Below are 25,170 nucleotides of genomic sequence, written 5' to 3'. Positions count from 1 at the left end.
TCAGGAGATCCAAATGCCACATGCCATCATCGTCGCTCATGGCCAGCCGTCCGATCCGGAACCGGCCGAGGCTGCCCTGGCTGCATTTGCGGCTACAGTCGACGCCCTGACCAAGCATGTAACGGTGCATTCAGCAACTCTGGCTGCGCCCGGCGCGTTCGAGGCTAAGCTGAACAGCCTGCCGGAGAACACGGTCATCTATCCGCTTTTCATGGCAAATGGGTGGTTTGTCACCAGCGCTTTGCCCAAGCGGTTAGGGGATCACAAAGCGCGCATCCTAGACCCATTGGGTGTTGACCCAGAGCTACCGGAATTGACCGCGCACGCCCTGCAATCTGAGTTGTCCGTAAGAAATTGGGTAACAGCGTCGACCGATCTGGTCATTGCCGCACATGGGTCGGGGCGTAGCCGAAACCCGTCGGCCGTGGCACTGAACTTCGCATCTCAACTTGAGGAAATGCTGGTTTTCAAATCTGTCCGCGTTGGGTTTGTTGAAGAGCCGCCATCCATTTCCGATGCCGCAACCGGCACGGGGGCCCAGGCACTGTGCCTTCCGTTCTTTGCCTGCACCGGGGGGCACGCAGTGGACGACGTGCCCGCCGGATTGAGCCAAGCAGGGTTCAAAGGCGTTCTGCTGCCAGTGGTAGGGGAACTGCCACCCATCCGGCACCAGATTGCCAAGCAGTTAACAAAGGCCGTTCAGCTCGCTTGAAAATTCGCCTGAAATCTTTGACCCGGAAGCAGGAAAACTCAGGTTTGCGCTTTGATCAGCGTGGAATACAGGCGGTGGCAGGACCGGCCGTCTCGCTTGGCCTGATAAAGGGCGACGTCGGCGGCGTGAAGGATGTCGGCGGCTTTGGGAACCTTGAACTGGGTGGACAAGGCCGTTCCGATACTTGCAGAGATACAGCACGGTTGGTCCTGAAACATCATGGGTTCATTCAACCTTGCGATCAGACGGCCGGCGATGGACTCCAGAGTTTCTTCCCGCGTCAGGCCCTTGAAAATTATGACAAACTCATCCCCACCAACCCGGGCAACCGTATCGTCTCCACGCGTCTCTTCAAGCATGATGCGGGCCGCCTGTTGCAGAACGTAATCCCCGGCGGCATGGCCCAGCCGATCATTCACGGATTTAAAGAAGTCTAAATCCAGATGCATAAGGGCAAATGTAGAATTTGCCAGGATCAGATGCCCCAGCAAATGATCCATCGCTCGGCGGTTCTTCAATCCCGTCAATGTATCGGTATATGCCTGCTCTTCCGCGGCCAGCATTGCCCCCTGAAGCCTGAGATTAAGTGAACGGGATGCTTCCATCGCGGCGGATTTGGCTTCGACCAGATACAGCAGCTCGATCGCCAGGTCGGTGCCGGAAAAATCCGCGCTCGTCAGGGCGTAATCCCGAACCGCGTCCAAAATCGAAATACCGAATGACAGATTGATGACTGCACCGCCTGACTCGGGCAAGGGTGCGACCAGGCCTTTCAGGGTCGTACGCGGTTCATCGCGAAATCTCAGATGCAGTTTGGCACCGGCCATCGACATCAACGCGGGAAGGGTGGTGACTGTTCTGGGGCGGATCAGTTCGAACACGTCCAGAACCCCCAGCCCGACCAAAGGCAACTCGGGCCGCAACTTTTGCAATGTCGGGCCCGCTTGTTGAATGCATCCGCTGCGGTCCACCAACAAAAACATCGGGCAAAGCGTTTCCAGAAGGTCTGCCAGTTCCTGAGTATGTGTCATCTGTTCCGAGCCCCCAGATCAAAATGGCGCCCCTCGGCAAAGGCGCTTTCGACCAAAATGATTGAAATGATTTCACAACACTCCTGCCGACCCTCATGCGACAGCATCACCAGCGCGCCATAATCATCGGCCATCGCGCGCAGGACCCCGACCATAACACTGGAAAATCCCGGCAAATCCGGAAGGCAGCACAACTGGTATTCCGTGGCTGAAAGCTCTCTCAACTCAAGCGCAGGCAAACTCAGATCAAAGACAGCCAGTCTTACACGATCCGCAAGATCATCGAGGGAATGAAGGAACTCGACATAGGTGACACCCCCAAACCTGAGCAGTCGGCGCAGCCCTTCCATATTCGGGTGGGACACCAAGTATGTTCCCAGATCTTCAAGAATTTCCGCCTGCGGTCGGTTGAGATCAATACTCAGGGCCTCGAGCACACGGGTCGTCATTTCATCATCATAGATGAGCATGGCTTCAAACTCGACAAACCCCAGCCGCGCACCTTCGGTCACGCGTACCCAACAGGATTGCCCGTAGGTTGCGCCGACAAAGGACTGTATCGCCCGGTTGATCAGACCATGCATCGGATGCCTCAGATTGGTGTCCTTGGCACTGTGGTCTGAGAAACCTTAACAAATAGCCAAAATCCGCCCCGAGTTGCTGTGAATGCAACGGAGTATCAAACCGACACTACCCACCCTGTCAGAAGTCTGTCGGCGCACCGCCTTCAGCCTTGCGGCGTTCGACAAACTCGGCCAGTTCCTCGCGGATACCATCGTCCATCGGAGGGGCCTCAAAGCTCGAGATGATCTCTTTGAACATGTGATGCGCACGCTCAGCCGTCCAGATGCCGCCTGCGGCCTCCCAGCCTTCATAGTTCTTCCAGTCGCTCAGGAAAGGCTGGTAGAAGGCCGTGGTGTAGCGGTCCTGTGTATGCTGGATTCCAAAAAAGTGACCGTCATTGCCAACCGCGCGGATGGCATCCAAAGCAATCTCATCCGGCCCGGTCGCGGTCAGATCAGGGTTCATATAGCGCTGAATTTGCTGCAAAACCTCGCAATCCATAATGAATTTTTCCGGGCTTGCGATCAGGCCGCCTTCCAACCAACCGGCGGCGTGGTACACCATGTTGGTGCCCGACTGCACGGCCGCCCAGAGCGAATTCGAGGTTTCCCACACGGATTGCCCGTCTGGCACATTGGCCGCACACACACCGGATGAACGCAGCGGCAGCCCATAATATCGCGCCATCTGCCCGGTCATCTGGGTCGAGCGCATGTATTCCGGCGTCCCGAAAGCGGGCGCGCCTGATTTCATGTCCACGTTCGACGTGAACGTTCCGATTACGCAGGGAATACCGGGGCGCACATATTGGAACAAAGCGATAGCGCATAAGGCTTCGGCTAGGGACTGGGCAACCGCCCCCGCCATCGTTACCGGTGCCATTGCCCCCGCCAGCGTAAAGGGGGTTACGACAATCGCCTGCCCGCGCCGCGCCAATCTCAGGCAGCCATCAATCATCGGATGGTCATGCTTCAGCGGCGAGGTCGAGTTGATGTTGGTGTACATCCGTGGCGAGGCCTCGAATTCCTCATGGCTGAGACCGCCCGCGATGCGCACCATTTCCATCACATCTTCGACACGTTCCTTACCCAACGAATAGGCGTGCATCGCCTTGTCGGTCAGGGTCAGCTTGTCATACAGCACATCCAGATGCCGGACGCTGGCATGAATATCGACGGGTTCTACAGGATATCCGCCTGCGAAGTGAATACAGTTGAAGTACTGCGTCAGTTTCAGAAGATTCTGGCACATCTCGCGATTGCCGGGCACTTTCTTTCCAATCTCCATGTCCCAGTAATTAGGCGGCGACGAAACGTTGCCGAACAGGATGTTCTTTCCACCGATCTCGATCCTGTGGTCAACATTGCGGGGCGTGATGGAAAACTGGCTGGGCGCCTTGGCGATCATCTCCATGACGAAATCGCGCCCCATGCGGACGTTGTCACCATCGATCGTGCACCCCGCCTCGCGCAGGATGCCGATTGCCTCTTCGTTGTAGAATTCGATCCCGATTTCTTCCAGAATTCGCATGGCCCCTTCATGGATCGCTTCGATCCCGGCCTGATCCAGCGGTTCAGTCGGGCGATCTATATTGATGGGTGGGTCCCACGGCATCTGGTCAATCACCGCGCTGCCCCTGCGTGCTGCCGCACCTGCGCGTCCTCCGCCGCGGCGTTTGCGTGTGTTGGTCTCGGCCATGGTTGCCTCCGTTCTGGCTTGATACAAGCAAGACCCGAAGACGCATTTCTGGCCGCTCCATCTGCGACAGAGCTTGTCGGTTTTCTATAATTGAGCGTCGATTTTCCGGATCAACGCATCATTTTTCGGCCAGCCATGCAGGAATGTGACCGATATCCGGCAAGACCACATCCGCCATCGGTGCCAGCGCATCTGCTTCTGCCAATCCGGTCAAAACGCCAATGGTGATCATCCCGGCTGCGCGCCCCGCTTGCAGGTCATGAACACTGTCACCCACCATTGCAATGCGCGACGGCTCGACCCCGACCTGTGCGGCAAAGGCCAGCAACTGACCGGGCCCCGGTTTGAACCCATGACCACTGTCATACCCGGCGATAAAATCGAAGTGTTCGCGTATTCCAGCAGATTCCAGATGCTGCAATGCCGGATGCTCGCTGTCATTTGTCGCAACGCCCAGTTTGATCCCGGATTGCTGCAACCCTTTCAGGAATGGGCCCAACGGCACGGCAGGGGATTGAGGAGCGGCTGCGGCCTCAGCATTCATCATGTCCACAACTTCCTGCAATGTCACATCGTCAACATGCGCAATAAGCACTTCGGCGATTTCTTCGACCGTTGCGGCGATCACAATGCTATCTGTGGCATACCGCTCTTGCTCGTAGTCAAACCCGATGACGCTCCCGAGTTCCACCGCCCGGTCTACATCCCCCTTTGTCAGACGCATCAGCAACGAGCGCCCGAAGGTTCCCCAGGTTTTGGCAAAATCGAACAAAGTGCCATCCTTGTCGAAGACGATTGCTTCTATTGGCATCGCGTGCTCCTGCGGAAAAGGTGTTCAGGTCCAGTGTACATCGCCACCGCCTGACAGAACGGCCCGCGCTTGGGCCGGGTGATCATAGGCGATCGAGTTGGCGTCACAAAACGCCATGACCCACGAATCGTCAAGCACCAGAAAATCGAGAACCGAAGCCAGAAAGTCCCGATCACCGGCCCGATTGCGAACATCCCCGATCGAAGCACCTGTCGAGCCACGAAATACAGGCAAAAGCTCGTCATTGCTGACCAGCCACCCCAGGGCTGTCAGAGCAAGAGTCTCGGCTAAATCGGGCGATAGGGGCATAAACTGCGCTCAGAAAATGGTGTTGGAAAGAGTTTGTTAACCAGACTCATAAACAATTTGTTCACGCATGCAATCAACGGTGAACGACTATGTCTGTGCAAGGCACCATCCTTGTCCTCGACGGGGTATCAACCAACCGCATAATGCTGAAGGTTCAACTGACTGCTGCCTGGTACCACGTGGTGCAGGGTGGAAAACTTGAAGGGCTACAAGCCCTTGCCCGCCGCGTGCAGCCAGACCTTGTTCTGACGGCCCAGACATTGCCCGATGGAACAGCCGCAGATGTCAAGAAAGCCCTCGCCGAAGTATCAGGCCTTGATGACGTGCCCGTTGTCGTACTGGCAGCACAGAATGACAAAAACGCGCGCTTGCGTGCCCTGAAAGACGGGCTGGACGATGTGTTGACGCACCCTTTCAAAGATACGTTGCTACTGGCACGCATTCGCAGCCTTTTGCGCGCGCGTGCAGCTACTCAAGATTTGCAGGTCAGCAACGGATCGCAACCTATTGGGTTTGGGGAACCCGCCCCTGTCATGATCAGCCCACCGAACGCGGCCCGGGTTGATATCTTGACCGATACTGTCCGAACTGGTGCCCTTTGGCACAAGGCCTTGCAAGGCCACCACCATTTCGATCTGTCCTGGCATCTTCAATCGAACCTGCAAGGCGTTTTGTCCGGGCCGATACCGGACGCGATTGTGGTCGAACTGGGCTCGCCCCCGTCCGCGCTGAATATCCTTGCGGATCTCAGGTCACGCGCAGCAACCCGGAACACTGTCCTGATTGGCATCCTGCAGGACAACGACGCCGTGCAGGCCTCGGAAGCGCTGGACAGAGGAGCGGACGCCGTGTGCCTGGGGGGGTTCTGCGCGCAAGAGATCCTGTTGCGGCTGAACAATCAGATTGCGCGCAAGGCACGGCTTGATCACTTGCGCGTATCACTGAGAAAAGGGATCGCCGAGTCCTGGATTGACCCGCTGACCGGGCTGCACAATCGTCGTTACGCCATGCGGGCATTGGATCAGATCGCGCGCCAGTCTGCCCGTACCGGACGTGGCTTTGCCGTCATGCTGGCGGATCTGGACCACTTCAAGACCATCAATGACTGCCATGGCCATGGCGCCGGTGATTGTGTTCTGACGCAGGCCGCAAAACGCATGCAAAGCGCACTTGGATCCAAAGGTTTTGTCGCCCGTATCGGCGGTGAAGAGTTCATGTTTGCGGTGCCTGATGTGTCACAAAAGCAAGCCAGAAAACTGGCTGAGACCATCTGCGACAGCATTTGTCGCGCCCCGTTTCGACTATCGGACCAAGGTTTGCAGGTTAACGTCACGATCAGCATTGGGCTGGAGATGCCGCAATCGGGTACGCCGGGAAAAGAACGCACACCCGTTCCTGTAGAAGATATCCTGAAAGCCGCCGACAAAGCACTTTACGCGGCAAAAAAAGCGGGGCGCAATCAGGTGAGTATCAGGCAAAGCGCAGCCTGAACCCGTCAATCCTTTTTCTTGTGCCCATGCGGCCCGCGTTCGACGATCTTTTGCAACCTGTCCGCATAAGACTGCCGCTCTGCGTCACTCATGGCGGTGACGCGAGCCAGCCATTGTGTCTGCAATGCTAGTTGCAGTTCTGCCGTCGCCTGCGACTGTTGCTGCAACAACACTTCAACGGCGACCGGATCGAAGGGCACCCTGCGCAGCGCCAGGCTCAGGGCTTGAAAGTCCTGTCTGCGCCCCCTTAAGTCTTTTTCGCGCAGCGCAGACAGTTCCCCTCGCATCGCTTTGCGGTCATCTTTCGGCAAAGCGCGATACAGCGCAGGACCGAATCCCGGCGGTGCCTCGGTGTGATCTCCATCCTTCAGGCGCAGCACGGTTCCGACTGCAACACCGACAACCAACAGGTTCAGTGCCAATGACGAAACCAGCAAAACCGTCATCCACCGGCGTTTCGGTTTAGGGGCAGCATTCATTCAGTGCTCTCCAGAAAACTCGTGTCATATCCAAGGTCCGCCACAAAAAGGACCGTCTCCTGCGATGCCAGCAGATTGGCGGGATCAGGCAGGAACCCCGGCGCGGAAAAGCCGATCCAGAGCCCCGCCGCACTGGCGGCGATCAAACCGCCCAACCCCTGCCAGCCACCTACGTTGTCCATCATTCGATGCCAGATCGAAGATTGAGGACGCGGTTCAGGCCTTAGGCGACTGAGGCGGAGTTTTTCAGCATCTGTCTGAATGCGCACGGCCAGATCGTCGGGCAGCGCCGGTCGGTTTTGCCGAGCCTGCGCAAACAAATGATCCAGTTCCAGGTTTTCATCCGTCATCGTCATACCCCAGTTCTTCACGTCGCCCGGCCAGTATCGCGGTCAGACTTCGTTTGCCCCGCGCGGTCAAGCTTTCGACCGCTTCTACTGAAATTCCCATGATCCCGGCAATTTCAGGGTTGGGCAACTCTTCGATGTGGCGCAGAATCACTGCCTGCCTCTGCCTTTCGGGCAGCTGAGACAGGGCAAGCTGCAACGCATCCACGCGGGCCTCATTCTGCAGTCGGTCGGCTACGCTGGCTTTGCCATCTTCTGGCTCAGGAATATCCGACAACCTGCCGGGGGACTTCCTGCGCCGAATGTCCACACACAGATTCAACGTCACGCGATACAGCCATGTCGACACTTTGGCCTGACCCGGCACCCATTCCGGCGCCATCTGCCACATCCGCATCATCGCCTCCTGCGTTACGTCTTCTGCCTCGGCCCGATTGCCCAACATACGCAACGCGACGGAATAACAAAGCGGCCCAAGGCGATCGGTTAAGACCCGCGCAGCCTGTGCGTCACCCTCAGCAAATTGGCTCAGCAACACATCGTCGCTGAGAGAGCTCGCGGTGCAACCCGCACCGCGAACATCGTGTAGGTGGGAGGTCAGGTCCTCCACCCTGCATCAGTTGTCGATTGCACCCGACTTGTGGTGCTTTTTCTTATGGTGCCGTCCCATCCGGTCTTTGGCATCGGCAAATTCCTGTTCCGATATTCCACCACTGTTATCTGCATCCATCCGGTCAAACATCTTGTCACCCCGGCGCGGTTTCGGCAACTCGTCCTGGCTTAGGAACCCGTCTTTGTTCGCATCGTTGTTTTCGAACATTTTGGTGACGCGGTCGTTTGCTTTTTTCTGAGCGGCGGCCTGCATCTCCTCAAGGCTGAGCTGGCCGTCCCCATCAGTATCAGCGGCCGAGAAACGCTCGGTGCGATGTGCTTCCATTTCCTGCTGTGTCACTTGACCGTCGCCATTGGCATCCAATTCCTGAAAGGACACTGGCTCACGACCACCCGGGCCAGCCGCCAGAACAGACGTGCCGGTGATTGCAACACCCGACAGGACAATCGCCGTGATGAACTTTGCGTTTTTCATTTCGGTTTTCCCTTGTTGACGCGGCCTGAGTGCCGCTGCTCATATCCATTCAAACGCGCGAGGCAGGGAATTCCGTCGCAGTGTCAGCAACTTTTTTTGAACCATCTCGGTATTTCACAACGTGGTTCACCCTAGGTGCGTTGCAAAGCGACGCACCCCCCTTTAAAAACCACCCGTTCAGGCGCATTATCCGCCAAAGATTACTGCGCGAGTTATATTATGACGGATCAGACGATCGACACCACAACCCAGAGCGAGCGTGAAACCTGGCCCGCTTTGGTCAAAGGGTTTCGGTGCAAGTGCCCTAGTTGCGGCGAAGGCAAGCTGTTGCACAGCTACCTGAAAGTGAATGACACCTGCTCGAACTGTGGACAGGAACTGTTTCATCATCGCGCCGATGATGGGCCCGCCTATCTGACGATCCTGCTGGTCGGGCATTTGTTGGCCCCGGCCCTGCACGTCTCGTATGTGAACTGGCGCCCGGACCCATGGGTAATGGCCATCGGGTTTTCCATTGCTTGCATTGCACTGTCGCTGTTTTTGCTCCCCCGTTTGAAAGGCGCTGTGGTCGCCTATCAGTGGGCGCGTCGTATGCACGGTTTTGGCAACGATTCATGAGCCGGAAGAAGCGATTGTTTTAGGCATGATGACCGACAAAACCGCCATCCGCGACGCCGCAACCGTCATCGTTTTGCGGAACAGGTGGACCAATCCGTCGATCCTGATGGGTCAACGTGGGTCCAAGGCCGTGTTCATGCCCAACAAATTCGTGTTCCCCGGTGGAGCGGTCGATCCGGCGGATGCGGATGTACCGCTTGCGACCGCACTGCCTGACCTGTGTTCTGAGCGGTTGGCGGAACAGGCGGAATCCGGAAAACAACACGCCCTTGCCGCCGCAGCAATTCGCGAGCTTTGGGAAGAGACAGGACTTGTCCTTGGCCAGACAGGACACTGGCCGGGCAGCATTCCCGACGACTGGCAGAGCTTTTCCGCCATGGGTTACGTGCCGTCGGCAGCTGCGCTACAATTTGTTTTTCGCGCAGTCACACCGCCCGGCCGCCCCCGCCGGTTCGATGCGCGGTTTTTTCTGGTCGATGCCGATGCGCTGCAGGGCGATCTGGATGATTTCAGCCATGCCTCGGACGAGCTGTCGCATCTGCAATGGGTGGAACTGGATCGGGCGCGCGACCTAGATTTGCCGTTTATCACCGAGGTTGTTCTGGCCGAGGTCGCGGCCCGGGTGACCTCACCCGAGCCGCCAGTATCGGTTCCGTTCTATCAGAACAACGAAGAAGCCAATCTGTTCCTGCGACTCAGAGGCTATCCGATGCCCGAGCACGACTGACCGATCAGTTTCACCGCATCCGGCTGACAACCACCGTCACTTCGGGTTTTTTGCCGATTTCCGCTTTTGCCGTCTGACGCACAATCCGGCGCATTTCGTCTTCCAGCTTGTCGTCATCCCGTAGGGTCTTGGCTGCCGCCCGCATCAGGAACTGGTTCAGGTCTTCTTCCAACACCTCGACCAATCCGGCCCGGGACGTTCCAACCTCGGGCAGACCCATCGTATCGCACCACGGTTCGCCCAGCGGCTCGTCTTCTTCGTCCAGAACGACTGTCACAGTTACGTGGCCGTTCAGCGCCATGCGAATACGGTCCCGTACCACACCGTCCATCGCACCGATTTTCACCGTACCGTCCAGATAGGTACGCCCGGTTTCGACATAGTCGACCACCACGGGTGCATTGCCGCTGAGATCCAGCATGGTGCCGTTCACGGCCAGCACGCCCGTTCTGCCACCCTGCTCGGCCAGTTTGACATGCTCGCGCAGGTGCCGGTGCTCTCCATGCATTGGGATCACAACTTGCGGATCGATCAGCGCGTGCACCTTCTCAAGATCGGGCCGGTTCGCATGGCCAGAGACATGATAGAGGCCCGAGCTGTCATCCACCACATCCACGCCCTTTTCACTGAGCTGGTTCATGATGAAAATCACGCCACGTTCATTTCCGGGAATGGTTTTTGACGAGAACAGGAACAGGTCGCCTTCGGACAGTTCCAGACCACGGTACTTGCCGCGGGCCAGTTGCGCGCTTGCCGCACGGCGTTCGCCCTGGCTGCCGGTCACGATCAGCATCAGGTTCTGGCGCGGCAGGTCCAGCGCCTCTTCCGCGCTGATCACCTTGGGGAAGTCCGACAGGATACCCGTTTCGGTCGCGGCCTCGATCATCCGCCGCATTGCGCGCCCCAGCAACACAACTGAACGCCCCGCGCGTGCGCCCGCCTCGGCCAATGTTTTGACCCGTGCCACGTTCGACGCAAAGGTGGTAGCCACAACCATGCCCTCGGCGCTTTCGACTAGCCTTGTAATCTCTGGCCCGACCTCGGATTCCGAACGGCCCGGATGCGCCGAGAAAACATTCGTGCTGTCGCAAACCAACGCCTTGACACCCGGCTTGGCAATCTCGGCCCACAGGTCGGGATCGAAGGGTTCGCCCACGACCGGGTTTGCATCCAGCTTGAAATCACCCGAGTGCACCACGCGTCCTGCGGGCGTGTCGATGACCAACGCAGCACTTTCCGGGATCGAGTGTGAAACCGGAAGGAAACCGACGGTAAACGGTCCGACTGAAACCGTTTCAGGCCAAGCGGACACGGTTGTCACCGCATCGGTCGGGTGCGCGTATTCTTCCATCTTGCGACGCGCGATATTGGCCGTGAAAGCCCGGGCATAGATCGGAGCTCCCAGAGCCTCATAGCAATGAGCCACCGCGCCGACATGGTCTTCATGCGCATGGGTGATGAAAACGCCATCCAGCCGGTCGGCCCGTTCTTTCAACCATGAAATATCCGCGTAGATCAGGTCGACGCCCGGTGTTGTGTCCATATCGGGAAAGGTGACGCCCAGATCCACCAGGATCAGGCGTTCCTGCCCGGGCTGACCATATCCGTACACATAGGCATTCATGCCAATTTCGCCCGCGCCACCCAGCGGCAGGTAGATCAATCTTTCACTGCTCATATCGAGCCATTTTCCTTGTTGTAGCGATGAATCACGGTCAAGCCGTGCATCGTCAAATCATCCTCGATTACGTCGAACCCCACGTCGGCCTGATCGAACAAGGGGGCCAACCCTCCGGTTCCCACGACTTTCATCGGCATTCCATATTCGGCCTTGATCCGCGCGATCAGCCCTTCGATCAGGCCGGAATATCCCCAATACACGCCCGACTGGATACAACCAACCGTATTTGTACCGATCACCTTCTCGGGACGCGTGATGTCGATATGCGGCAGTGCGGCTGCGCCCTGATGCAAAGCCTCAAGGCTGAGGTTAACACCCGGAGCGATGACGCCCCCCACATAGGCACCGTCCGCGGCGACAACGTCGAAATTTGTTGCGGTACCAAAGTCCACCACGACGACATTGCCGCCATGACGGTCAAATGCGCCGACCGCGTTGGCCAGTCGATCCGGGCCCGGCACAGTTCCTTGATCCACACGCGGCGGCACGGGCAACAGGCAATCCGGCCTTCCTACCACCAGCGGCCTGCACCCAAAAAAGCGATCAGCAAAGATGCGCAGGTTAAACACGACGCGCGGCACAGTCGAGGCAATGATGACATCCGAGATATTCGCCTCGATCCCGTAATGTTTCACCAGCGTCGAATACCAGGTGAAATAGGCGTCCGCCGTGCGTGCGTGATGGGTCGAGGTACGCAGGGTGCACAGAAATTCCTGACCGTCCCAGATTGAGAAGACTGTATTGGTATTGCCGCAATCAATGGCCAGAAGCATTTGCGCCCCTTTCAGAAATAGACATCCGCCGCAGGAATGCTTACGCGGCCTTTGGCGGTGTTTAAGACAAGGTTACCGCTTGCGTCTACCGTTTCGAAGGTCCCAACCGTCTCGGACGTGCCGGTACGGGCCGTGATAACCTCGCCCAGCCGGGCAGCACGGGACAGCCACGCAGTGCGAATGGGTTCGAACCCGTAGGTAACAAACTGAGTTTCATATTTGGCATAGGCCGAGGCAAGCTCGGTCAGAAAATCCTCGGGCGTGACGTTTGCACCGGTTTCCGACAACAGCGAGACGGGACGGATCGCGCCCGGTTCTACCACGTCGGCGTCTGGGGCGTTGGCCAAATTCACGCCAATACCGATCGACAGATGCGTTACACCGCGCCCCTGACCGGCGCTTTCCAGCAAAATACCAGCAAGCTTACCACCGTTCAGCAGTACGTCATTGGGCCATTTCAACGACAGCCCCGCCGCACGCCCTGTCACAGAGACGCAAGCGTCAAACAGAGCCAGTGCCGCAACAAAACTGCGCAGTGCCGCCTGTTCTGGCGCACCTTCGGGGCGCATCAGAAGGGTCGCTGCAAGGTTGCCCATGGGGTTGGCCCATGACCGTCCGCGTCGTCCACGCGCAGCCGTCTGATGATGCGCCATGATCCAGACAGGACCACGGGCATTGGGGGCAATCCGCGCCGCTTCGTTGAGCGTGCTATCGACTTCCTGCACTTCGTGCAGACCATAGCCTTGTGGCCACTTGGTCATATCAAAAAGGCCCGGTCACGCGACCGAGCCCCTCTCTCAGATTGTGCAAAACGTTCAGTTGACAAGAGTCGCCGCCGCGGCAGCGGCCGCGCCCTCGATCCCGAACTGATAGAAGACCCCGATCAGCATCAGCGCCGCGGATCCCATCAGGGCGACCCATAGAACGGGTGTCGACCGCGTTTCGATCGGGTCCTCGTTCTCGGCCCCGAAATACATGTAGAACACGATCCGCAGGTAATAGAAGGCGCCAATTACCGATGCGATGGCTGAGACCACAACAAGGCCGGTCAAATCGGCACTTACACCAGCCCGCCAAACACCAAACTTCGCAAAGAAACCCAGCATCGGTGGGACACCGGCAAGCGAGAACATCAGGATCAGAACAGCAAGGGCCTTGCCCGGATCACGTTTGGAATACTGGCGCAGCGCATCAATGTCAGTGACGGGTTTGCCGTCGCGTTCCATCATCAGGATAAACGCAAACGTGCCAATGTTCATGGTCACGTAAATCGCCAGATACATCAGCATCGCCTGAATACCCAACTCGGTACCAGCCGCCAGACCGATCAGCGCATAGCCCATATGGGCAATCGACGAGAACGCCATCAGTCGCTTGATGTCGCGCTGACCAATTGCGGCAACCGCCCCCAGCAGCATCGACAGCACCGACAGCAAAACAATCACTTGCTGCCAGTCTTTGACCACGCCTCCGAAGGCGTCATGCAGAAGACGTGCAAACAAGGCCATTGCTGCGACTTTCGGCGCGGTGGCAAAGAAAGCCGTAATTGGCGTCGGCGACCCTTCATAGACATCTGGCGTCCACATATGGAACGGAACCGCCGACACCTTGAATGCCAGACCCGAGATCAGGAAGATCAGGCCAAACAACAGACCAACCGAGACGTCCCCATGATGGACCGTCTGAATAATGCCCGAGAACAGTGTCGTGCCGGTGAACCCATAGACCAGCGACGCACCATACAGCAGCAGACCTGAACTGAGAGCGCCCAGAACAAAGTATTTCAGCCCTGCTTCGGTTGATTTCGCACTGTCACGACGCAGCGCGGCAACAACATACAGCGCAAGGGATTGCAGCTCGAGCCCCATGTAAAGAGACATCAGATCGCCCGCGCTGACCATCATCATCATACCAACGGCAGCAAGCGCCACCAGCAGCGGATATTCAAAGCGCAGAAGACCCCGGCGCGCCATGTATTCCTGGCTCATCACCAGAACGGCACCTGCCGACAAAAGGATGGCAACTTTGGCAAAACGCGCGAACCCGTCATCTACGAACATGCCGTTGAAGGCCACGTTGGTGCCACTGCCCTGGGTGGCGATCCAGATCGCCAGGACCGCCATCAGGCCCGCCGTGGTCCAGACCAGAACCGAAGCCAGCCCGTCTTTCGACGTGTAGACTGCCCCCAACAGAGCCACCATCGCATAGATCGCCAGAACGATTTCCGGCAGGATAATTGTCAGATCAGCCTGGATCATGTCTCCAAAGCTCCCTTAATGCGAAGCGGCAGTCTGGGTCGCAGCCTCAGCCGCGGCCAGAGCCGTGTCATAGTTCGAAATGAGTGCCGTCGTCGATTGCCCGATCACATCGGTCACCAGCGACGGGTAGACCCCCAACAGGATCGTCATTACGATCAGCGGGGCAAAAATCAGCCGCTCGCGAGAGCTCATGTCGGTCATCGCCTTCAGGCTTTCCTTGATCAGGTCCCCAAACACGACCCGGCGATAGAGCCACAGCGCGTAGGCTGCCGAAAAGATCACACCGGTCGCCGCAACTGCAGTCACCCAGGTGTTGACCTGAAATGTGCCCATGAGTGTCAGGAACTCACCAACAAACCCGCTGGTGCCCGGCAGTCCGACATTGGCCATGGTGAACAGCATGAAGACCAGTGCATAGGCGGGCATCCGGATGACCAGACCGCCATAGGCATCGATATCGCGGGTGTGCATCCGGTCATAGATCACGCCGACACAGAGGAAGAGCGCGGCCGAAATAAACCCGTGGCTCAGCATCTGGAAAATCGCGCCGTCAATGCCTTGCTGGTTCGCAGCAAAGATGCCCATCGTGACAAAGCCCATATGCGCGACAGAGGAATACGCGATCAGCTTTTTCATGTCTTCCTGCACCAATGCCACCAGCGAGGTGTAGACAACCGCTATGGCTGACATCCACAGCACAAGATCAGTCATCACCGCCGAGCCAACCGGGAACATCGGCAGGCTGAACCGCAGAAAGCCGTAGCCGCCCATCTTCAACAGGATCGCCGCCAGCACAACCGAGCCCGCCGTCGGCGCCTGAACGTGCGCATCGGGCAACCAGGTGTGCACCGGCCACATCGGCATTTTCACCGCAAAAGATGCAAAGAAGGCCAGGAACATCAACGTCTGCATACCGCCGGTGACATAGACACCCAACACGCTGAAACTCTCGGATGCGAACTGATGGGCCATCAGAGCTTCGATATCCGTGGTGCCCGCGTCAGCATACATCGCGACCATGGCCACCAGCATCAGCACCGAGCCAAGGAAGGTGTAAAGGAAAAACTTGAAGCTGGCATAGATACGATCCTTGCCGCCCCAGATACCGATGATCAGAAACATCGGGATCAGACCCGCCTCGAAGAACAGGTAGAACAGCACAAGATCCAGCGCCATGAACACGCCCAGCATCAGCGTTTCCAGCAGCAAGAAAGCAATCATGTATTCCTTGACGCGGTCTGTCACATTCCAACTGGCCAGAATGGTCAGCGGCATGATGAAAGTGGTCAGCAGCACGAACAGAACGCTAATGCCATCCACACCCATCTTGTATTTCAGGCCCATCAGCCATTCACCCTCTTCCACCATCTGGAAGCCGGTGTTCGAAGGATCAAAGCCCGTGTAGATGCCAATTGACACCAGAAACGTCACAGTTGTTGCCAGCAATGCAATCCACTTGGCGTTGCGCTGAGCAGCGACGTCGCTGCCGTGCAGGAACAGCGCCAGAATGCTTGCTGCGATGGCGGGGATAAAGGTGACAATAGATAGGATATTGTCCATTAGTGTGCGCCTCCGCCGATCGACATCCAGGTGACAAGGGCCGCAATGCCCAAAACCATCCAGAAGGCGTAAGTAAAGATGTACCCGGTCTGCGCCTTGCCTGCGAGGCGGGTGAAGAAGGGAACAACGCCCATTGCAACCCCGTTCAGGAAGCCGTCAATCGTGTTGCCGTCACCGCGTTTCCACAGGAACCGGCCAAGGGCGACAGTGGGTTTGACAAAGATCGCGTCGTAGATTTCGTCGAAATACCATTTGTTCAGTAAGAACAGGTACAGCGGACGCTGGTTGGCGGCCAGACGTGCCGGCAGCGATGTGTTCACGATGTAGAACCAATAGGCCACGACAAAGCCAAGCACCATCGCAACAAATGGCGAAACCTTGACCCATTTCGGAGCCGCATGCGCATCGTCCAGAATGTGGTTGTCCGGCGCCATATAAAGCGCACCTTCACCCGGCTCGCCCACAAAGACATAGTGATGATCGCCACCCTTGGCATCCTTCTCACCATGACCTTCATCAGCATGGCTGTCAGCCGCACGGCTTTCATCGGCATGGCTGTCTTCGCCGTGCGACGCATCCACCGCCGCGTGATCACCGGCCTCGGCATGCTCTGAAGCTTCTGCAACCGGAATACCGTAGAATTTGCCAACCTTGTCCGCATGGCCAAAGAAGTTTCCGTACCAGATCATGCCCGCGAACACCGCTCCCAGCGACAGAACACCCAGCGGCACCAGCATTACCATCGGGCTTTCATGTGCGTGATCATGCGTGTGCTTGTCGCCGCGCGGCTCGCCATAGAAGGTCAGGAAGATCAGACGCCAGCTGTAGAACGAGGTGAACGCGGCAGCGACGACCAGCAACCAGAAGCCATAGCTTGATCCGCCCGCATAGGCGCTTTCGATAATTGCGTCCTTTGACAGGAAACCGGCAAACCCAAAGGTGGTCAGCGGGATGCCAACACCGGTAATCGCCAGGGTACCGATCATCATCGCCCAGAAGGTATAGGGAATCTTTTTGCGCAGACCGCCATACTCGGTCATCTCCTGCTCGTGATGCATCGCGTGGATCACCGAACCGGCCCCAAGGAACAACAGCGCCTTGAAGAAGGCATGCGTGAACAGGTGGAACATCGCCGCCGAATACATGCCGACGCCCGCCGCCACAAACATGTAGCCCAGCTGCGAACAGGTCGAATACGCGATGACACGTTTGATATCGGTCTGAACCAGACCAACAGTAGCAGCGAAGAACGCAGTCGAGGCCCCAAGAACAGTGATGAACCCTGTTGCGCCCGGTGCGAACTCCATCAGCGGGGACATGCGGCAGACCAAAAAGACACCTGCGGTCACCATGGTCGCAGCGTGGATCAGCGCTGACACAGGCGTCGGGCCCTCCATCGCGTCCGGCAACCATGTGTGCAGGATCAACTGCGCCGATTTACCCATCGCGCCGATGAAGAGCAGAACGCAGATCACTTCGATCGCGGTCCATTCCCCCCACAGGAAATGCAGCTTTTCTTCGGCCAAGGCAGGGGCAGAGGCGAAGATGTCCGAGAAGTTGATACTGTCGGTCAGGAAGAACAGCGCGAAGATGCCCAGAGCAAACCCAAAATCGCCAACCCGGTTGACCACGAAAGCCTTGATTGCCGCCGCATTGGCCGAAGGCTTGCGATAATAGAACCCGATCAGCAGGTATGACGCGACACCCACGCCTTCCCAGCCAAAGAACATCTGCACCAGATTGTCCGCAGTCACCAGCATCAGCATGGCGAAAGTGAAGAAGGACAGATAGGCAAAGAAGCGCGGTTTATAGCTTTCGCCTTCGCGCCATTGCGGGTCGTGATCCATGTAGCCGAAGGAATACAGGTGCACGAGCGCCGAGACGGTCGTCACAACGATCAGCATGATTGCCGTCAGTCGGTCCAGACGGACGGCCCAGCTTGTCGAAAGCGAGCCGCTCTCGATCCAGCGCATGATCTCGATCTGCTGCGTGTGGCCGTCGAAGGCAAAGAACACGATCCAGGACAGCAGACAGGCCAGAAACAGCAGGCCCGTGGCGGTCCACATGGCGGCTTTCTCGCCAATGAACTTCCAGCCGAACCCGCAAATCAGCGCGCCCACCAGCGGGGCAAAGAGGATGGTGGTTTCCATGTTCCCTTACCCCTTCATCATATTGACGTCTTCAACCGCGATGGTGCCGCGGTTGCGGAAGAAGCAGACCAGAATGGCCAGACCAATCGCCGCCTCAGCCGCCGCGACGGTCAGCACGAACAGCGTGAAGACCTGCCCGACCAGATCGCCGAGGAAACTGGAAAACGCCACGAGGTTGATATTCACCGCCAGCAGCATCAGTTCGATGCTCATCAGCAGGATGATGACGTTCTTGCGGTTCAGGAAGAGACCGAAGATGCCGATGACGAACAGCGTCGCCGCGACCGTAAGATAGTGTTCAAGTCCGATCATTCGTTCCAAGGCTCCATTTTGAAGCGCTGCTTCTTGTTCAATAGGTCAGGATAAAGCGAGCGGCAGGCGCAGTTTTCTTCCGTCGACTCATCGAAAGAAACTCGTTTCTCGGATACCTGAAACGCGTTTCCAAGCTCCGCAAACTCATAAGTGTCTTCTGAACCGACCATCTCCTCAATTTTTGCTGAGAAAGACGTTCGATCATCATAGCTCACGATTTCACGCCCATCGTCGGTGATTTGCGTCAGATAGGCAGAAACCCTGAAGCGCTGCCCGGTGCTGCAATCAGAAACAACGTAGTCTTCCGCGGAACCTATCGGGGTCGAAGCCCAGGTGGTGAACACCACCACCCCGTCGCCAGCATCGAAATGCCCACTTTCTCCAAAGTGATGACCGTCGATTGAGCGCGCGCAGTCGTCCAATTGAAACGCAAAACTCATTTGCGGCAGAAGGGCAAGCAGAGCGATATGAAGAATTCCAGCTCTCACAACCCCTGCCCCGGTTTCACGTCCTTCAGCTCCATCGCCTTGGCCGGGTCGCGCATCATCTGGCCGATAATGTCCTGACGCTTGATGTCTTTGCGGTGGCGCAGAGTCAGAACGATGGCTCCGATCATGGCCACCAGCAGGATCAGGCCCGCCAGTTGGAACAGAAGGAAATATTGATCGTAAAGGATGAGGCCAAGCGCCTCGGTGTTGTGGCGGTCTGCCGGGACCGGCTGGGCCAGATTGGCTGCCGCGCCCTGCGCGCTGTCCCATGCACCGAAGGCCATGACAAACTGCATCAGAATGATCAGACCAATCAGCAGGGCCAGCGGCATATAGCGCGCCATTTCGGCCTTGAGCTCGGCAAAGTCCACGTCCAGCATCATCACCACGAAGAGGAACAGAACCGCGACCGCGCCGACATAGACGATGACCAGCAGCATCGCCACGAACTCGGCCCCCAGCAGCACGAACAGCCCTGCCGAGGACAGAAACGCCAGGATCAACCACAGGACCGAGTGCACCGGCTGGCGGCTGATCACCGTGAACAGCCCGCCGGTGATGGCGCTGATGGCAAACAGGTAGAAGGCAAAGACGGTCATTGATCCTCATCCTCGTTGTCGCCCATGACCTCTTGCGCCAGATCCAGCGCGCGGGTCATGGCCGGGATGCCGGCAAAGACCGACATCTGACCGATCGTTTCCACGATCTCTTGTTTCTTGGCACCCGCTTCCAGCGCATGACGCACGGTCTGGCGCACGGCCGAATCCGCCTGCGCGCCCTGACAGGTCAGCCCGGCCAGCGTCAGCAACAGGCGCGTTTTGGCATCCAGCCCGTCCTTGTTGACGGTGTTGCCGAACATCATCTCCATGACCTCTTTCGGCATGGTCGGCCATAGCGCCTCGAACCCTTTGGGCGAGAAGCTTTCCATCGCCGGGTTCATCGCCTTGGCCATGTCCTGAGCCTGCTTCATCATCAGCTCGAACGGATTTGTCGGGCTGTCAGTCATCGGTACGGTGCGTCCAGTTCCAGATTGCGCGCGATCTCGGCTTCCCAGCGCTCGCCGTTCGACAGGAGTTTTTCCTTGTCGTAGAACAGCTCTTCCCGGGTTTCTGTCGCGAATTCAAAGTTCGGGCCTTCGACGATGGCATCAACCGGGCATGCTTCCTGACAGAAGCCGCAATAGATGCACTTGGTCATGTCGATGTCATAGCGGGTGGTGCGGCGGCTGCCGTCCTCGCGCGGCTCGGCGTCGATGGTGATGGCCTGCGCCGGGCAGATCGCTTCGCACAGTTTGCAGGCGATGCAGCGTTCTTCGCCATTGGGATACCGGCGCAAGGCGTGTTCGCCGCGAAAGCGCGGGGACAGGGGGCCCTTTTCGTGTGGGTAGTTCACGGTGGCTTTGGGAGCGAAGAAGTACTTCATGCCAAGTTTGAAGCCGACCCAGAAATCCTGCAGCAAGAAATACTTGGCAGCGCGGGTGTAGTCGATTTGGGTCATATCAGCCTCCTACGCTCCAACGCGCAAACGCGCCCCAGAACCAGTCGAATTTTGCCGCGAAGGCTACAAAAACCACCCAAACGAGGCTGAACGGCAGGAACACTTTCCAGCCCAACCGCATCAGCTGGTCATAGCGGTAGCGAGGCGTGATGGCCTTGACCATCGCGAAGATGAAGAAGAAGAACGCCATCTTGGCGACCATCCACAACACGCCATCGGGCAGGCCCGGGATTGGCGACAGCCAGCCGCCGAAGAACAGCAGCGAGGTCAGCGCGCACATCAGGAAAATTGCGATGTATTCACCGGCCATGAACAGCAGGAAGGGTGTGGCCGAATATTCGACCTGATAACCCGCCACAAGTTCCGATTCCGCTTCGGGCAAGTCAAACGGTGGCCGGTTTGTCTCAGCCAGCGCCGAGATGAAGAACAGAAAGACCATCGGGAAGTGCGGCAGCCAGTACCAGCTGAAGAACCCGAACGACCCATCTTGCGCCCGCACGATATCGCCAAAGTTCATCGACCCGGTCGAGAGGATCACACCGATGATGATCAGGCCGATGGAAACCTCGTACGAAATCATCTGCGCGGCAGAGCGCAACGAGCCGAGGAACGGGTACTTTGAGTTCGACGCCCAACCGCCCATGATCACGCCATAAACCTCAAGCGAGGATACGGCGAAGACATAGAGGATTGCGACGTTGATATCCGACAGGACCCAGCCGTCGTTGAACGGGATCACCGCCCAGGCGATCATCGCCAGCACGAAAGAGGTGAGCGGCGCGAGTATGAAAACCGTGCGGTCGGCTCCTGCGGGGATAACGACCTCTTTGACGACGTATTTCAACGCATCCGCCACCGATTGCAGCAGACCGTAGACGCCGACCACGTTAGGGCCGCGGCGCATCTGGACAGCGGCCCAGATTTTGCGGTCGCCATAAACAAGGAACAACAGCGAGATCATCACAAAGGCAACAACAGCAAGCACTTGCGCCAGAATGATGATGGCTATTCCGCCGGGGGTGTTAAAGAATTCAGCCATTGGTCCTCACACCGTGGGTATTCCGTTTTTCGCGCGCGATGCAAAGGCCAGATGCCTGCGCAAACTGCGGCTGGGTCGGCGCGTTGGTGTAAACAGCATCTGCCGCCATAGCGCCACCCTTTTTCTTTCGTTTCCCGCACATTTCCGGCGCAGTCAGGTGCCATCCAACCACAGCGCTGGCTTGCGATATGAAACTGCTATAGTTCATTCCGCCGCAATCTTCTCAGCTTTGCGGGCCTGCGCCTGCGCCGACAGCTCGGCCATCAGTTGCGAGGCCCGTGCGATCGGGTTGGTCAGATAGAAATCCTTGATCGCATTGCGGAAGGTCGCCTGGCCTAAAGATCCGGCCTCAAGCGCCTGAACCTCATTCTCGATCACTTCGTCGATGCGGGCCAGATGCGGAACCGCCTCGATCAAGGCTGTACGCAACTGCGCCAGCGAGTCATAGGGGAGCGTCGCCCCCAGTTCGGCCGACAGCGCACGCAGGATCGCCCAGTTTTCCTTGGCCTCACCCGGTGCAAACCCGGCACGCATCGCCAGTTGCGGACGGCCTTCCGTATTCACGAACAGACCATTTTCCTCAGTATAGGCCGCGCCCGGCAGGATCACATCTGCGCGGTGCGCGCCCCGATCACCGTGGCTGCCCTGGTAGATCACAAAGGCGCCTTCGCCGATCTCGACCTCGTCCGCACCAAGGTTATAGATCACATCCGCAGCATTAATTGCTTCCATGCCGCCATCGTTGGTGGCGTCCGCATCCATCGCGCCCACGCGCGACGCCGCTGTGTGCAGAATGATCAGGCCGCTTTTCGTATTTGCGGCAATTGTTTGCGCGGCAGCCAGAACAGCGGCACCATCCGCCTCCTGCAGCGCTCCCTGCCCGATGATGACCAGCGAGCGTTTGCCCCTGATTTCATCGTCGCCCCCCATGTCGACAACCTTTTGCAGCGCCGCGCGGTCATCGCCCACATGATGGTACGCATAAGTCAGATCGACCGCTGGACCTACCAAAGCGACTTCGGCCCCGTGCGCCCACGCCTTGCGGATACGCGCGTTCAAAACCGGTGCTTCATCGCGCGGGTTGGTGCCAATCAGAAGAATACGCTCGGCCGTATCGATGTCTTCAATCGCGGCGGTCCCGGCATATGCGCCACGGTTCCCGGCCGGAAGCTTGGCTCCATCGGTGCGGCATTCGACAACACCGCCCTGCCCTTCGATCATCTGCTTCAAAGCGAACGCAGCCTCGACCGGCGCCAGATCACCGACGATACCGGCTGGCTTCTCAGCGCTTTTCAGCGCCTCTGCGGCCTTGGTCAGTGCTTCGGACCATGAGGCCGGGCGCAGCTTGCCGTTTTCACGGATGTAAGGCTTGTCCAGACGCTGACGCCGCAACCCGTCCCAGACAAAGCGGGTTTTGTCACTGATCCACTCCTCGTTCACTCCGTCATGATTGCGAGGAAGGAAGCGCATCACCTCGCGCCCTTTGGTATCGACACGAATGTTCGATCCCAGCGCGTCCATGACGTCGATGCTTTCGATTTTGGTCAATTCCCACGGGCGGGCGGTAAACGCATAAGGTTTCGAGGTCAGTGCCCCAACCGGGCACAGGTCGATAATGTTGCCCTGCAGGTTCGAATCCAGCGTCTGATTCAGATACGAGGTAATCTCGGCATCCTCACCGCGCCCTGTCTGACCCATCTGAGTGATCCCGGCGACTTCGGTGGTGAAGCGCACGCAGCGGGTGCAACTGATACAGCGGGTCATTGCGGTGCCCACAAGCGGTCCCAGATCCAGATCATCAACCGCGCGTTTGGCTTCCTTGAACCGCGAACCGGACAGGCCATAAGCCATCGCCTGGTCCTGAAGATCGCACTCTCCGCCCTGATCACAGATCGGGCAATCCAATGGATGGTTGATCAGCAGGAACTCCATCACCCCTTCGCGGGCCTTCTTGACCATGGGAGAGTTCGTCTTGACTACCGGCGGCTGCCCTTCCGGCCCCGGGCGCAGATCGCGCACCTGCATCGCGCACGAGGCAGCCGGTTTCGGCGGACCGCCCACTACCTCAACCAGACACATCCGGCAGTTTCCCGCAATCGACAAACGCTCGTGATAGCAGAAACGCGGTACCTCGACCCCGGCTTGTTCACAAGCCTGAATCAAGGTCATCGCACCATCGACTTCGATTTCCTGCCCGTCGATATTGATCTTGCGGAGGTCAGACATGGCTCTCAATTCGCTCTCAAATAAACGCCAATGGCGCTGTTTCTTTGGATTTCTTTCTGCCCCAGAGAGCAGAATGTTTTGGGGTTGTCGTAGGACACGCCGTTTTTCGCCAGATAAGCCTCGCCCTTGGCCCGCATCCGATCCTTTTCAGCATCCGACTCGACATAGGAGCGGATTTCCGTGTCCGAGTACCCCAGATTATTCGCTTTGGACCGGAGTCCCCACATCACACTGATCGCTTTCAATCGCCGCCCGCTGATCGACGGGCAGAACTCGGAAATCTCATTTGCAATGGCGATGTAGTAGAGTTCGTTGTCGATCTCTTTGACATCCCTCAAGGGCGGCTTTGCTTCTGTCACCGTCGGCAAGGCCATCAGCGATGCGAGGGCGACTAGTTTTGTAACAGACATGGGTTTTCCTTTCGTCTTGGACTGTCCAAGACGAAGCGGTTTGCGGCTGCTAGGCAATAACACCCTGCCCGCCCACCGAAGATATGGAAAAACACCGGTCATGGCCGCTGGCAGGTTCCTGCAAATGTCAATTGATCATTGCTGACGCTGAGGTTCTGCGGGTCAGTATCCGGACCCACCTTCCAAGCAATCCGAGACGATCCGAAGTTCTGGATGCAGAATTTGGTACCTTCATGACGTCCGGCCTCGCGCGCACCATCGAGTGAAGCAGAGACGCCTTTGACGACAACCGTAAAGTCCGCGGGCGAGGTTTTCTTGTTGACCACCTTCGCCTTGGCCCTGAACGACTTGCCGTCGAACAAAAGCCGGTCTGCCGACGGCTTCACCAGACCGCATGCAGAAACACCAGCCAGCGCCAACACAACAATAAGGGCTTTGGGGGCCTTCATACTTTCCCTCTTTGTTTTCTGTTCCGCTGCGTCGCCATCAAAACGCCGCCACCAATGCCATAAGCCCGATCACGACCATGCACACCCAGCCGATCACATACAGAATTGTCCGCGGACCGCTGCTTGGCTTGCCAATCCCTTTCAGGTGCACAACCAGCATCGCCAAGCGCGCAACCAACGCCACTGAGGCCAGCAGGTTTACCCAGAACGGGCTGACGCCCAGCAAAATCGCCGCTGTTATGACAGTCACAAACGCAGGAAGTGTTTCCGTTCCATTCAGATAGGCCCGGTTCAGACGATACGCCTTGTCGGCATAGTCCTGCTCGGGTGTCGCACCGGGTGCCAGCCCTTTGGCTTGTTTGGCCAGTGCCGAAAACGGCGCCAGAAACAATACAACCAGCGTGAATAGCACAACCGACGCAATCGCGTGGCTATATTCAGCAAACACTTCCAT

General features: G+C 57.8%; 30 protein-coding genes. 4 read left to right on the top strand and 26 right to left on the bottom strand.

Annotated features, from left to right (window positions below):
- Nucleotides 1-13 precede the first annotated feature (13 nt).
- Nucleotides 14-712 carry a CbiX/SirB N-terminal domain-containing protein gene (locus ACR0CE_RS07260; protein ID WP_480831645.1) on the top strand — a complete coding sequence of 233 codons (699 nt, stop codon included), beginning with the start codon at nt 14-16 and terminating at the stop codon, nt 710-712.
- Nucleotides 713-750: 38 nt separating this feature from the next.
- Here the strand turns inward: ACR0CE_RS07260 and ACR0CE_RS07255 are convergent, their stop codons facing one another.
- The 5 genes from ACR0CE_RS07255 to ACR0CE_RS07235 all read right to left on the bottom strand — a co-directional run bounded on the left by ACR0CE_RS07255 (nt 751) and on the right by ACR0CE_RS07235 (nt 5,125).
- Nucleotides 751-1,743 carry a diguanylate cyclase domain-containing protein gene (locus ACR0CE_RS07255; protein ID WP_480831643.1) on the bottom strand — a complete coding sequence of 331 codons (993 nt, stop codon included), beginning with the start codon at nt 1,741-1,743 and terminating at the stop codon, nt 751-753.
- Nucleotides 1,740-2,327: a heme NO-binding domain-containing protein gene (locus tag ACR0CE_RS07250; RefSeq protein ID WP_480831641.1), complete on the bottom strand. Its 588-nt coding sequence runs from the start codon at nt 2,325-2,327 to the stop codon at nt 1,740-1,742. The genes ACR0CE_RS07255 and ACR0CE_RS07250 overlap by 4 nt, the downstream gene beginning before the upstream one ends.
- 118 nt (nt 2,328-2,445) lie before the next feature.
- Entirely contained in the window at nt 2,446-4,005 is a 1,560-nt protein-coding gene (locus tag ACR0CE_RS07245) for a trimethylamine methyltransferase family protein (RefSeq protein ID WP_480481769.1), read from the bottom strand.
- A 118-nt stretch (nt 4,006-4,123) separates the two neighbouring features.
- Nucleotides 4,124-4,816, bottom strand: coding sequence for an HAD family hydrolase (locus ACR0CE_RS07240; RefSeq protein WP_480481770.1), 693 nt, complete (start codon nt 4,814-4,816; stop codon nt 4,124-4,126).
- Between the two features lie 24 nt (nt 4,817-4,840).
- Entirely contained in the window at nt 4,841-5,125 is a 285-nt protein-coding gene (locus ACR0CE_RS07235; RefSeq protein ID WP_480831639.1) for a DUF3572 domain-containing protein, read from the bottom strand.
- A gap of 89 nt (nt 5,126-5,214) precedes the next feature.
- Here ACR0CE_RS07235 and ACR0CE_RS07230 point away from each other — a divergent pair, with 89 nt between their 5' ends.
- On the top strand, nt 5,215-6,615 hold the full coding sequence (locus ACR0CE_RS07230; RefSeq protein ID WP_480486188.1) for a diguanylate cyclase domain-containing protein: 1,401 nt from the start codon (nt 5,215-5,217) through the stop codon (nt 6,613-6,615).
- A 5-nt stretch (nt 6,616-6,620) separates the two neighbouring features.
- Here the strand turns inward: ACR0CE_RS07230 and ACR0CE_RS07225 are convergent, their stop codons facing one another.
- The 4 genes from ACR0CE_RS07225 to ACR0CE_RS07210 are packed head-to-tail and all read right to left on the bottom strand — an operon-like array spanning nt 6,621 to nt 8,528.
- Nucleotides 6,621-7,094, bottom strand: a complete 474-nt coding sequence (locus ACR0CE_RS07225) for a periplasmic heavy metal sensor (protein ID WP_267362788.1) — start codon at nt 7,092-7,094, stop codon at nt 6,621-6,623.
- Nucleotides 7,091-7,444 carry a hypothetical protein gene (locus ACR0CE_RS07220; protein WP_267362789.1) on the bottom strand — a complete coding sequence of 118 codons (354 nt, stop codon included), beginning with the start codon at nt 7,442-7,444 and terminating at the stop codon, nt 7,091-7,093. Before ACR0CE_RS07220 ends, ACR0CE_RS07225 begins: the two co-directional genes overlap by 4 nt.
- The gene (locus tag ACR0CE_RS07215; RefSeq protein WP_480831637.1) at nt 7,434-8,051 is read right to left on the bottom strand and encodes an RNA polymerase sigma factor; all 618 of its coding nucleotides are present in this window, start codon (nt 8,049-8,051) and stop codon (nt 7,434-7,436) included. The genes ACR0CE_RS07220 and ACR0CE_RS07215 overlap by 11 nt, the downstream gene beginning before the upstream one ends.
- Nucleotides 8,052-8,057: 6 nt before the next feature.
- Nucleotides 8,058-8,528: an EF-hand domain-containing protein gene (locus ACR0CE_RS07210; protein WP_267362793.1), complete on the bottom strand. Its 471-nt coding sequence runs from the start codon at nt 8,526-8,528 to the stop codon at nt 8,058-8,060.
- Between the two features lie 219 nt (nt 8,529-8,747).
- On the opposite strand from ACR0CE_RS07210, the gene ACR0CE_RS07205 reads away from it, so the two are divergent.
- Together ACR0CE_RS07205 and ACR0CE_RS07200 are read left to right on the top strand one after the other, a co-directional pair.
- Entirely contained in the window at nt 8,748-9,146 is a 399-nt protein-coding gene (locus ACR0CE_RS07205; RefSeq protein ID WP_480476112.1) for a DUF983 domain-containing protein, read from the top strand.
- A gap of 25 nt (nt 9,147-9,171) precedes the next feature.
- Complete coding sequence (locus ACR0CE_RS07200; protein WP_480476934.1) at nt 9,172-9,873, top strand: NUDIX hydrolase; 702 nt, start codon at nt 9,172-9,174, stop codon at nt 9,871-9,873.
- Between the two features lie 10 nt (nt 9,874-9,883).
- Here ACR0CE_RS07200 and ACR0CE_RS07195 read toward each other — a convergent pair whose 3' ends face one another.
- From ACR0CE_RS07195 to ACR0CE_RS07115, 17 genes are read right to left on the bottom strand one after another with little or no spacing between them, the layout of a single operon-like run.
- On the bottom strand, nt 9,884-11,551 hold the full coding sequence (locus tag ACR0CE_RS07195) for a ribonuclease J (protein ID WP_480831635.1): 1,668 nt from the start codon (nt 11,549-11,551) through the stop codon (nt 9,884-9,886).
- On the bottom strand, nt 11,548-12,327 hold the full coding sequence (locus ACR0CE_RS07190; RefSeq protein WP_209504438.1) for a type III pantothenate kinase: 780 nt from the start codon (nt 12,325-12,327) through the stop codon (nt 11,548-11,550). Before ACR0CE_RS07190 ends, ACR0CE_RS07195 begins: the two co-directional genes overlap by 4 nt.
- A gap of 11 nt (nt 12,328-12,338) precedes the next feature.
- On the bottom strand, nt 12,339-13,088 hold the full coding sequence (locus ACR0CE_RS07185; RefSeq protein ID WP_480831633.1) for a biotin--[acetyl-CoA-carboxylase] ligase: 750 nt from the start codon (nt 13,086-13,088) through the stop codon (nt 12,339-12,341).
- A 54-nt stretch (nt 13,089-13,142) separates the two neighbouring features.
- Nucleotides 13,143-14,585, bottom strand: coding sequence for an NADH-quinone oxidoreductase subunit NuoN (nuoN, locus tag ACR0CE_RS07180; RefSeq protein WP_480476104.1), 1,443 nt, complete (start codon nt 14,583-14,585; stop codon nt 13,143-13,145).
- 15 nt (nt 14,586-14,600) lie between these two features.
- Nucleotides 14,601-16,145 carry an NADH-quinone oxidoreductase subunit M gene (locus tag ACR0CE_RS07175; RefSeq protein ID WP_480831631.1) on the bottom strand — a complete coding sequence of 515 codons (1,545 nt, stop codon included), beginning with the start codon at nt 16,143-16,145 and terminating at the stop codon, nt 14,601-14,603.
- The gene (gene nuoL, locus ACR0CE_RS07170; protein ID WP_480831629.1) at nt 16,145-18,295 is read right to left on the bottom strand and encodes an NADH-quinone oxidoreductase subunit L; all 2,151 of its coding nucleotides are present in this window, start codon (nt 18,293-18,295) and stop codon (nt 16,145-16,147) included. Before nuoL ends, ACR0CE_RS07175 begins: the two co-directional genes overlap by 1 nt.
- A 6-nt stretch (nt 18,296-18,301) precedes the next feature.
- Nucleotides 18,302-18,607, bottom strand: coding sequence for an NADH-quinone oxidoreductase subunit NuoK (nuoK, locus tag ACR0CE_RS07165; RefSeq protein ID WP_005984024.1), 306 nt, complete (start codon nt 18,605-18,607; stop codon nt 18,302-18,304).
- Complete coding sequence (locus ACR0CE_RS07160) at nt 18,604-19,047, bottom strand: hypothetical protein (RefSeq protein ID WP_480831627.1); 444 nt, start codon at nt 19,045-19,047, stop codon at nt 18,604-18,606. The genes nuoK and ACR0CE_RS07160 overlap by 4 nt, the downstream gene beginning before the upstream one ends.
- 44 nt (nt 19,048-19,091) lie before the next feature.
- Nucleotides 19,092-19,694 carry an NADH-quinone oxidoreductase subunit J gene (locus ACR0CE_RS07155; RefSeq protein ID WP_480476096.1) on the bottom strand — a complete coding sequence of 201 codons (603 nt, stop codon included), beginning with the start codon at nt 19,692-19,694 and terminating at the stop codon, nt 19,092-19,094.
- Nucleotides 19,691-20,101, bottom strand: coding sequence for a carboxymuconolactone decarboxylase family protein (locus tag ACR0CE_RS07150; protein WP_152458579.1), 411 nt, complete (start codon nt 20,099-20,101; stop codon nt 19,691-19,693). The genes ACR0CE_RS07155 and ACR0CE_RS07150 overlap by 4 nt, the downstream gene beginning before the upstream one ends.
- The gene (nuoI, locus tag ACR0CE_RS07145; protein WP_480506310.1) at nt 20,098-20,592 is read right to left on the bottom strand and encodes an NADH-quinone oxidoreductase subunit NuoI; all 495 of its coding nucleotides are present in this window, start codon (nt 20,590-20,592) and stop codon (nt 20,098-20,100) included. Before nuoI ends, ACR0CE_RS07150 begins: the two co-directional genes overlap by 4 nt.
- Nucleotide 20,593: 1 nt before the next feature.
- Nucleotides 20,594-21,631, bottom strand: a complete 1,038-nt coding sequence (gene nuoH, locus ACR0CE_RS07140; RefSeq protein WP_480557478.1) for an NADH-quinone oxidoreductase subunit NuoH — start codon at nt 21,629-21,631, stop codon at nt 20,594-20,596.
- Nucleotides 21,624-21,839 carry a hypothetical protein gene (locus ACR0CE_RS07135; RefSeq protein WP_480831624.1) on the bottom strand — a complete coding sequence of 72 codons (216 nt, stop codon included), beginning with the start codon at nt 21,837-21,839 and terminating at the stop codon, nt 21,624-21,626. The genes nuoH and ACR0CE_RS07135 overlap by 8 nt, the downstream gene beginning before the upstream one ends.
- Nucleotides 21,836-23,857 carry an NADH-quinone oxidoreductase subunit NuoG gene (gene nuoG, locus ACR0CE_RS07130; RefSeq protein WP_480831622.1) on the bottom strand — a complete coding sequence of 674 codons (2,022 nt, stop codon included), beginning with the start codon at nt 23,855-23,857 and terminating at the stop codon, nt 21,836-21,838. The genes ACR0CE_RS07135 and nuoG overlap by 4 nt, the downstream gene beginning before the upstream one ends.
- 5 nt (nt 23,858-23,862) lie before the next feature.
- A complete protein-coding gene (locus ACR0CE_RS07125; protein ID WP_480831620.1) occupies nt 23,863-24,369 on the bottom strand; it encodes a DUF5333 domain-containing protein in 507 nt (168 codons plus the stop codon).
- Complete coding sequence (locus ACR0CE_RS07120; protein WP_267362834.1) at nt 24,366-24,716, bottom strand: hypothetical protein; 351 nt, start codon at nt 24,714-24,716, stop codon at nt 24,366-24,368. Before ACR0CE_RS07120 ends, ACR0CE_RS07125 begins: the two co-directional genes overlap by 4 nt.
- A gap of 37 nt (nt 24,717-24,753) precedes the next feature.
- On the bottom strand, nt 24,754-25,170 hold the full coding sequence (locus tag ACR0CE_RS07115) for an MAPEG family protein (protein ID WP_480481785.1): 417 nt from the start codon (nt 25,168-25,170) through the stop codon (nt 24,754-24,756).

The sequence above is a fragment of the Ruegeria sp. L11 genome, from assembly GCF_056531755.1.
The sequence above is the reverse complement of the archived record's forward strand: the minus strand, read 5'-3'. Positions and strand labels throughout refer to the sequence as shown.

Excerpts from the sequence above, each read along its gene's own strand:
- ACR0CE_RS07195 (WP_480831635.1), bottom strand. The coding sequence starts at position 11,551 with ATGAGCAGTGAAAGATTGATCTACCTGCCGCTGGGTGGCGCGGGCGAA.
- ACR0CE_RS07155 (WP_480476096.1), bottom strand. The coding sequence starts at position 19,694 with ATGACCGTCTTTGCCTTCTACCTGTTTGCCATCAGCGCCATCACCGGC.
- nuoH (WP_480557478.1), bottom strand. The coding sequence starts at position 21,631 with ATGGCTGAATTCTTTAACACCCCCGGCGGAATAGCCATCATCATTCTG.
- ACR0CE_RS07230 (WP_480486188.1), top strand. The coding sequence starts at position 5,215 with ATGTCTGTGCAAGGCACCATCCTTGTCCTCGACGGGGTATCAACCAAC.
- ACR0CE_RS07185 (WP_480831633.1), bottom strand. The coding sequence starts at position 13,088 with ATGACCAAGTGGCCACAAGGCTATGGTCTGCACGAAGTGCAGGAAGTC.
- nuoL (WP_480831629.1), bottom strand. The coding sequence starts at position 18,295 with ATGGAAACCACCATCCTCTTTGCCCCGCTGGTGGGCGCGCTGATTTGC.
- ACR0CE_RS07150 (WP_152458579.1), bottom strand. The coding sequence starts at position 20,101 with ATGACTGACAGCCCGACAAATCCGTTCGAGCTGATGATGAAGCAGGCT.
- ACR0CE_RS07120 (WP_267362834.1), bottom strand. The coding sequence starts at position 24,716 with ATGAAGGCCCCCAAAGCCCTTATTGTTGTGTTGGCGCTGGCTGGTGTT.
- ACR0CE_RS07190 (WP_209504438.1), bottom strand. The coding sequence starts at position 12,327 with ATGCTTCTGGCCATTGATTGCGGCAATACCAATACAGTCTTCTCAATC.
- ACR0CE_RS07115 (WP_480481785.1), bottom strand. The coding sequence starts at position 25,170 with ATGGAAGTGTTTGCTGAATATAGCCACGCGATTGCGTCGGTTGTGCTA.
- ACR0CE_RS07220 (WP_267362789.1), bottom strand. The coding sequence starts at position 7,444 with ATGACGGATGAAAACCTGGAACTGGATCATTTGTTTGCGCAGGCTCGG.
- ACR0CE_RS07235 (WP_480831639.1), bottom strand. The coding sequence starts at position 5,125 with ATGCCCCTATCGCCCGATTTAGCCGAGACTCTTGCTCTGACAGCCCTG.
- nuoG (WP_480831622.1), bottom strand. The coding sequence starts at position 23,857 with ATGTCTGACCTCCGCAAGATCAATATCGACGGGCAGGAAATCGAAGTC.
- ACR0CE_RS07175 (WP_480831631.1), bottom strand. The coding sequence starts at position 16,145 with ATGGACAATATCCTATCTATTGTCACCTTTATCCCCGCCATCGCAGCA.
- ACR0CE_RS07200 (WP_480476934.1), top strand. The coding sequence starts at position 9,172 with ATGATGACCGACAAAACCGCCATCCGCGACGCCGCAACCGTCATCGTT.
- ACR0CE_RS07205 (WP_480476112.1), top strand. The coding sequence starts at position 8,748 with ATGACGGATCAGACGATCGACACCACAACCCAGAGCGAGCGTGAAACC.
- ACR0CE_RS07240 (WP_480481770.1), bottom strand. The coding sequence starts at position 4,816 with ATGCCAATAGAAGCAATCGTCTTCGACAAGGATGGCACTTTGTTCGAT.
- ACR0CE_RS07250 (WP_480831641.1), bottom strand. The coding sequence starts at position 2,327 with ATGCATGGTCTGATCAACCGGGCGATACAGTCCTTTGTCGGCGCAACC.
- ACR0CE_RS07135 (WP_480831624.1), bottom strand. The coding sequence starts at position 21,839 with ATGAACTATAGCAGTTTCATATCGCAAGCCAGCGCTGTGGTTGGATGG.
- ACR0CE_RS07260 (WP_480831645.1), top strand. The coding sequence starts at position 14 with ATGCCACATGCCATCATCGTCGCTCATGGCCAGCCGTCCGATCCGGAA.
- ACR0CE_RS07255 (WP_480831643.1), bottom strand. The coding sequence starts at position 1,743 with ATGACACATACTCAGGAACTGGCAGACCTTCTGGAAACGCTTTGCCCG.
- nuoN (WP_480476104.1), bottom strand. The coding sequence starts at position 14,585 with ATGATCCAGGCTGATCTGACAATTATCCTGCCGGAAATCGTTCTGGCG.
- ACR0CE_RS07210 (WP_267362793.1), bottom strand. The coding sequence starts at position 8,528 with ATGAAAAACGCAAAGTTCATCACGGCGATTGTCCTGTCGGGTGTTGCA.
- ACR0CE_RS07160 (WP_480831627.1), bottom strand. The coding sequence starts at position 19,047 with ATGAGTTTTGCGTTTCAATTGGACGACTGCGCGCGCTCAATCGACGGT.
- ACR0CE_RS07125 (WP_480831620.1), bottom strand. The coding sequence starts at position 24,369 with ATGACCGGTGTTTTTCCATATCTTCGGTGGGCGGGCAGGGTGTTATTG.
- nuoI (WP_480506310.1), bottom strand. The coding sequence starts at position 20,592 with ATGACCCAAATCGACTACACCCGCGCTGCCAAGTATTTCTTGCTGCAG.
- nuoK (WP_005984024.1), bottom strand. The coding sequence starts at position 18,607 with ATGATCGGACTTGAACACTATCTTACGGTCGCGGCGACGCTGTTCGTC.
- ACR0CE_RS07225 (WP_267362788.1), bottom strand. The coding sequence starts at position 7,094 with ATGAATGCTGCCCCTAAACCGAAACGCCGGTGGATGACGGTTTTGCTG.
- ACR0CE_RS07245 (WP_480481769.1), bottom strand. The coding sequence starts at position 4,005 with ATGGCCGAGACCAACACACGCAAACGCCGCGGCGGAGGACGCGCAGGT.